We start from the raw sequence: 4,968 nt of genomic DNA on the forward strand, positions 1-4,968 counted from the left end.
AGTCAATATTGCTTTAGTCAAAATAAAAATTGAAAATGATTTTGTATCGTTTACCCTCAATGAATATGTAAAGCTGTTACTTGAGATGTCAATAATTCTAGAAGAGGAATATAACCTCTTTATTTATGGCAGTGAAAATAAGGAAAAGTCAAAGTTTGGTCGTTTAGGTTTAAGTGGATTACTAATCAGTAAATTAGAAAAAGATCGTCAATTGGGCAATCTAAATATTGACCGCTTTGGTCGACTCACTGCTAATGATGAATTCTTGACATATATAAACAAACAGAATGATTTCATTCAGTTTGAAATAAAAAAATTTCTTATTACTGACAGCAGTCAAACCTAGTTATATATTTAGTCAGTTCAACACATCCTAAAATTAAGTAGTAAAGTAGACTACATCCCTGAAAAAAACCGCAGCCTTGAGCTGCGGTTTTTATTTCTATTCCCCAAACACTTTTGCACTCAATTTTTCCCCCCTTGCACAGCTCTCCCCTTTCAGCGGAAAAGGCGGTCAACATGCACGCTAAAGCCACGGGCGGGCACGGTATTGGTTCCCCCTGCAAACCGCCGAGTCGAGTTCAACGGGTCAGGAGCGCCATCAGGGATGATGGCGCAGCCGCAGCCGGCACATGGATGTGCCGTCTGCGGCGCTCCGTCCGACCCGTTGGACGAGACGAGGGAACCCGCGAAGCGGGCGGGTTGCCGGGGGAGAAGACCTTTGGTGACTTTGGGTCTTTCCAAAGTCACTCGCCCCAGCCCGAAGGGCGGGCGAAACCCCTTCGAGGGCAAGGCCCTCGTGTCCTGCATGGCGAAGCCATGCCATTATGGAGAGAGGGAAGGTGCCAGCCCTCAGACCGGCCACAAAAAAAACCGCAGCCCAAGGACTGCGGTTTTTTTATTGGCTCAACCTGTTGGCACCAGACGCCAACAAGGCCAACCGGTCTTAGGCACGGCGCCAACTGGTCTTGCCGGCGCTGTCTTCCAGCACGATACCCATCTCGGTGAGACGGTTACGGGCGGCATCGGCAGCGGCCCAGTTCTTGTCGGCACGGGCCTGATTGCGCTCGGCGATCAGGCGCTCGATTTCGGCAACCTCTTCGTCCGCTTCGTCACCCTTGAGGAAAGCCTCGGGGTCTTGCTGCAGGATGCCGAGCACTGCGCCCAGCTCGCGCAGACGGGCACCCAGCGCGGCGGCAACGGCCATGTCTTCACCCTTCTGGCGGTTGATCTCGCGCACCAGATCGAACAGGGCGGAGTAGGCTTCCGGGGTGTTGAAGTCGTCGTCCATCGCCTCTTTGAAGCGAGCCACCTGCTCGTCGCCACCGGCAGCAGCGGCCACCGGCAGATCGCGCAGGGCGGTGTACATCCGCTCCAGCGCGGCGCGGGCTTGCTTGAGGTTATCTTCCGAGTAGTTGAGCTGGCTGCGGTAGTGGCCAGACATCAGGAAGTAACGGACGGTTTCGGCGTCGTAGTGGGCCAGCACATCGCGGATGGTGAAGAAGTTGCCAAGGGATTTGGACATCTTCTCTTTATCCACCATCACCATGCCGCTGTGCATCCAGGTGTTGACGTAGTCGCCACCGTGGGCGCAGCAGGACTGGGCGATCTCGTTCTCGTGGTGCGGGAACTGCAGATCGGAGCCGCCGCCGTGGATATCGAAGTGGTTGCCAAGGTGCTTGGAGTTCATGGCGGAGCACTCGATGTGCCAGCCAGGACGGCCCGGGCCCCAGGGGCTTTCCCAGGTCGGCTCGCCGGGCTTCGACATCTTCCACAGCACGAAGTCGAGCGGGTTGCGCTTGGCATCGACCACGTCAACGCGGGCACCGGCTTGCAGCTGCTCCAGATCCTGGCCGGAGAGCTTGCCGTAGTCGGCATAGGATTCGACGATAAACATCACATCACCGTTATCCGCCACGTAGGCGTGCTCTTTTTCCAGCAGGGATTGCACCAGCTCGATGATCTCTTCGATGTGCTGGGTGGCGCGCGGTTCGATATCCGGGCGCACCATGCCGAGGGCGTCGAAGTCGGCGTGCATGTCGCCGATCAGACGCTCGGTCAGCTCGTCGCAGGTGACGCGGGTTTCAGCGGCACGCTTGATGATCTTGTCATCCACGTCGGTGATGTTGCGCACGTAGGTGAGGTCATAACCGGCGTAACGCAGGTAACGAGCGACCACATCAAAGGCGACGAAGGTGCGGCCGTGGCCGATATGACAGTGATCGTAGATGGTGACACCACACACATACATGCCCACCTTGCCCGGGTGGATAGGTTTGAATTCTTCTTTTTGACGAGTGAGTGTGTTGTATATCTTCAGCATCTTCTAACCACTGCCTGTGAGTAAAATGGTTGGTCATAATACCCCGTTCAGGGGCAGAAAACGAGGCAGAAAAGAGGGCCAATCCCGCCTGCCAGCACGGTTACGGCGCCTGAGAGACTATGCCGCCAGCCCCTGATGGGCTAGAATTGCCACCACTTTATGCCATACACCTGCGGGCACTTCGTCGCCCGCATCAAATGAAAGGACATATCATGGTCACTCTGCACACCAATCACGGCGACATCACCCTCACCCTGAACGCTGAAAAAGCCCCGGAAACCGTGGCCAACTTCCTGCAATACTGCCGTGACGGTCACTACGACAACACCATTTTCCACCGCGTCATCGACGGCTTCATGATCCAGGGCGGCGGCTATGCCCCGGGCTTTGAAGAGAAAGACACCCGCGCCCCCATCAAGAACGAAGCGGCCAACGGTCTGTCCAACAAGATCGGCACCATCGCCATGGCCCGCACCATGGAGCCGCACTCTGCCAGCGCCCAGTTCTTCATCAACGTGAACAACAACGACTTCCTCGACTTCAAATCCGCTACCACTCAGGGTTTCGGCTACTGCGTATTCGGTGAAGTGACTGCCGGTATGGACGTGGTCAACAAGATCAAGGGCGTCAAGACCGGTAACTACGGCCGCATCCACCAAGACGTGCCGGTAGAAGACGTGGTGATCACCAAGGTGACCCTTGCTGACTGATCTCTGCCGACTCGGCACTGACAAAACTGCGGCCCCGGCCGCAGTTTTTCCATCTGCCTCCCCCACTGCCAGTCCGAACTGGCGCCGCCTCGACTATCTGGCCCACGGCAACCCGCGTCAGCGATCGGCCCATGCCCTGCTCACCGCCGGTGTGTGGGATGAGCTGGCCGCGCAGTGCAGCGATATGGCACTGGTGAGCACGCTGGCCATCGGCCTCGATCGGCCGAGCAGCGATCTCGATATCCTCTGCCAGCATGCTGATCCGGCGGCGTTTGCCGCGATGCTCGAAGCTCAAGGTTGGCAAGCGAGCGTCAAGGGCGACAATATCTGGCTGCTGGAGCGCACCTTTTCCCGCGACCAGCACAATGCCAATTGCGATCAAAGCGAAGCCAGCTGGCCGCTGGAGCTCTATGTCACCCCCTCCCCCATCGAGACACTGAACGGCTGGCGCCACCTCACCATGATGGCGGCTTTGCTACAACGCTTTGGCGATGACTTCTATCACGAAGCGCTGCGCCTGCGCCTTGAAGAGGGATTAAAAGGGGAAGCAGCCATATGCCGGTTGCTGGGTCTGGCGGGCGATCCTTATGCAGCGCTGCTGACGCTGGAGGGATGCAATCTGGCCGAGCTAGCATGGCAGCCGCCATCCCGTGACGATATCCATACCTCAACTGACGCGGCGGCGCCTGCAGCGCACTATTCGTCCGCTGTTGTTTCTACTATCTCTGCCACCCCCATTTGCCCTGTTTCGACCGAGAGCCCGACCTCCACATCATGAGCACCCTCTTTATCAGTGACATTCACCTCTCTGCCCAGCGGCCCGATATGACCGCGGCACTGGTGCGCTTTCTCGAGCACGACGCCCCCGGCGCCGATGCCCTCTATGTGCTGGGGGATCTCTTCGAATTCTGGATTGGCGATGATGATCCCAATCCGCTCCATCAGCAGATGGCCGACGCCTTCTTGGCCCTGAGCCAGCAGAACGTGCCCATCTACTTTATCCACGGCAACCGTGACTTTCTGCTGGGGCAGCAGTTCGCCAAGCGCGCGGGGATGACATTGCTGGGTGACCCTTGCGTGATCGACCTTTATGGGGAGCGGGTGGTGCTGAGCCACGGCGATCTGCTCTGCACCCTGGATGAGGGGTATCAGAAGTTTCGTCGCATCACCCAGCTAAAATGGCTGCGCTGGCTCTTTTTGCGGCTGCCGCTCGCCCGCCGTCAGGCCATCGCCTGCAAGATGCGCGGCCAAAGCCAGATGGAAAATGCCCACAAGAGCCAGATCATCATGGATGTGACGCCCGCGGCGGTGGACAACACCCTGCGCGCCCACGACTGCCGGATGATGATCCACGGCCACACCCACAGACCTGCCATCCACGACTTCACCCTCGATGGCCAGCCCGCCCGCCGCATCGTGCTGGGAGACTGGTTCGAGCAAGGCTCGGTGCTGATCTGCCGCCCTGGCGAGCAGCGGCTGGAAATGCGGGCGCTGGCAACGGTCGACCCCGCCGCTCATCCATCCGCCTGATATCCCCCCAGCGAGGGTTGCAGGCAAAACCTGCGGCCCAGCATCCCCTGTTAACCCGGTGAACCGACTCATTACGGTGAGCTCAGGCTGGTATGGCCTGTGCTGATGGGGTGCTCGCCCCATCCCTATCGGTTCTGCTGCGCCAGCAACACCACATACGGCAAAAGCCGGCCAAAAAAACATCCAAGATGCTGAAAATAAAGCAAAATGACCATTCAATCAGCGTTGAAATAAGCAAGGCAGCTCATTAGACTACCGACTCCCCTACCCGTCGTAACACAAGGAACGTATCAAACAATGAAAAAGACGGTTCTCACCCCCTTACTGGCGCTGTTGATCACAGGCTGTGGCGGCGGTGATGGCGAACAGGAAGAGACCCCTATCCGCCCCCCTGTCACCCCCAAC

General features: G+C 57.7%; 5 protein-coding genes. 4 read left to right on the forward strand and 1 reads right to left on the reverse strand.

The annotated features are described in order from the left end of the window. A partial coding sequence (locus AACS18_RS09280) for a hypothetical protein (RefSeq protein ID WP_219927965.1) occupies positions 1–346 on the forward strand: 346 nt, incomplete at its 5' end. A gap of 600 nt (positions 347–946) precedes the next feature. On the opposite strand, the gene cysS is transcribed toward AACS18_RS09280, so the two are convergent. Beyond that, positions 947–2,323, reverse strand: a complete 1,377-nt coding sequence (cysS, locus tag AACS18_RS09285; RefSeq protein ID WP_019445081.1) for a cysteine--tRNA ligase — start codon at positions 2,321–2,323, stop codon at positions 947–949. A 212-nt stretch (positions 2,324–2,535) separates the two neighbouring features. On the opposite strand from cysS, the gene AACS18_RS09290 reads away from it, so the two are divergent. The 3 genes from AACS18_RS09290 to lpxH are packed head-to-tail and all read left to right on the forward strand — an operon-like array spanning position 2,536 to position 4,563. Next, positions 2,536–3,033, forward strand: a complete 498-nt coding sequence (locus AACS18_RS09290; protein WP_005337417.1) for a peptidylprolyl isomerase — start codon at positions 2,536–2,538, stop codon at positions 3,031–3,033. Continuing rightward, positions 3,023–3,811 carry a DUF4269 domain-containing protein gene (locus AACS18_RS09295; RefSeq protein ID WP_108612206.1) on the forward strand — a complete coding sequence of 263 codons (789 nt, stop codon included), beginning with the start codon at positions 3,023–3,025 and terminating at the stop codon, positions 3,809–3,811. Before AACS18_RS09290 ends, AACS18_RS09295 begins: the two co-directional genes overlap by 11 nt. After that, the gene (gene lpxH / locus AACS18_RS09300) at positions 3,808–4,563 is read left to right on the forward strand and encodes a UDP-2,3-diacylglucosamine diphosphatase (RefSeq protein ID WP_108612207.1); all 756 of its coding nucleotides are present in this window, start codon (positions 3,808–3,810) and stop codon (positions 4,561–4,563) included. Before AACS18_RS09295 ends, lpxH begins: the two co-directional genes overlap by 4 nt. Positions 4,564–4,968: the final 405 nt, after the last annotated feature.

The organism is Aeromonas sp. HMWF015 (assembly GCF_963878965.1).
GTDB classification, from domain to species: Bacteria; Pseudomonadota; Gammaproteobacteria; order Enterobacterales; family Aeromonadaceae; genus Aeromonas; species Aeromonas veronii.

What these genes read in the sequence shown, in the direction of transcription:
- lpxH (WP_108612207.1), top strand. Translation starts at nt 3,808, where the DNA reads ATGAGCACCCTCTTTATCAGTGACATTCACCTCTCTGCCCAGCGGCCC.
- AACS18_RS09290 (WP_005337417.1), top strand. Translation starts at nt 2,536, where the DNA reads ATGGTCACTCTGCACACCAATCACGGCGACATCACCCTCACCCTGAAC.
- cysS (WP_019445081.1), bottom strand. Translation starts at nt 2,323, where the DNA reads ATGCTGAAGATATACAACACACTCACTCGTCAAAAAGAAGAATTCAAA.